The sequence below is a fragment of the Streptococcus sp. GMD3S genome, from assembly GCF_000298695.2.
In the GTDB taxonomy this organism is placed as follows: domain Bacteria; phylum Bacillota; class Bacilli; order Lactobacillales; family Streptococcaceae; genus Streptococcus.
On the sequence record NZ_AJRC02000074.1, the window covers coordinates 1 to 732 of the forward strand.

At 42.2% G+C, this 732-nt stretch carries 1 protein-coding gene and 1 pseudogene; both read right to left on the reverse strand.

The window, feature by feature from the left end; all coding sequences use genetic code 11:
- Positions 1 to 346, reverse strand: a pseudogene (locus GMD3S_RS0210245) (bifunctional 2-keto-4-hydroxyglutarate aldolase/2-keto-3-deoxy-6-phosphogluconate aldolase); the annotation flags it as partial.
- A gap of 9 nt (positions 347 to 355) precedes the next feature.
- The coding region (locus GMD3S_RS0210250) for a PfkB family carbohydrate kinase (protein ID WP_025173028.1) at positions 356 to 732 on the reverse strand (377 nt) is incomplete at its 5' end.

Sequence of the window (732 nt, forward strand, 5' to 3'; positions counted from 1 at the left end):
AGCCTGGAATGTACGGTGTGCTGTAAAGATTGCACATTTTTGCAGTTTCAGCATGGAAAGATGGAGAAACAACGTAATTTGCTCCGGCTAGAATGGCATCTCTAGCAGTTACGGCATCAAGCACAGTACCTGCACCGATACAAACACTCTGATCGTCCTGATACAAGTCTACAAGTTCCTTGATGATTTGCCCTGCATACTGATTGGTATAGGCAATTTCAATAGCTTTGATACCGCCCTTGATACAAGCAATCGAGGCTTGTAGTCCTTCTTCCTTTGTATTTCCTCGAATGACAGCGACAATTTTTTGTTTTTTTAGTTCAATAATCGTATCTGATTTGGTCATGTAATTCTCCTAACGAATGATATCTTGTGCATTTTCCAGTAATTTTTCAATACTAGCTGCGGGAGTGGAGAGATGGTCTCCTGGAAGAGTACATTTGAGAGTTGCGCTGGCAACTGCAAAGTCAATGCTAGTTTTTAGGGAGGAATGATGGAGTAGTTGGTAAAGGGCACCAGAGATAAAGGCATCCCCGCTACCAACTCGTTGATAGACTGCAGTTTTTAGTTGGACAGACTCTTCAAATCGTTCTCCCAGAGCATAGGCTTGATAGACATTTTTGTCTTGCTCATCACTAGAGCGGAGGGTATGGAAAATGGCCTTGAAACCATAGGTTTTTTTTAAAAGTTGCATGCGATTTTCCACCTCTTTTAGGCTAGCTCTGTCTCTTG